The organism is Oleiphilus sp. HI0067, assembly GCF_001635735.1.
In genome coordinates this window covers 1-235 of the sequence record NZ_LWFI01000698.1, presented here as the reverse complement: position 1 = coordinate 235, position 235 = coordinate 1, and the positions used below count along the sequence as shown (strand labels likewise).

The following is a 235-nucleotide window of genomic DNA, read 5'->3' as shown; positions in this document are numbered from 1 at the left end:
ACCAGACCAACTGCACCCAGAACGCCGACTTTCACGTTGTCGACAAACTGAAGGATCGAGTTCAGAATTTCTTGGCCTTTTTCTCCCATCGGTAAGAGAAAATGCTCGATCGCAGGCATGAAGTGATTTTGTACGTTGAAATATCGCAGCAATGAAAAGCTCAGCGCTAAGAGCGGCACAACGGATAAAATACTGGTAAACACCAAGCTCATTGCGTGCAAAGAGACATTGCCTT

Annotated in this window: 1 protein-coding gene; it reads right to left on the bottom strand. The window is 46.0% G+C overall.

Going from position 1 to position 235, the window contains the following annotated elements; genetic code table 11:
• Positions 1-235, bottom strand: a 235-nt coding sequence (locus A3739_RS07860) for a YhjD/YihY/BrkB family envelope integrity protein (protein WP_197472175.1), incomplete at both ends; no start/stop codon positions are given.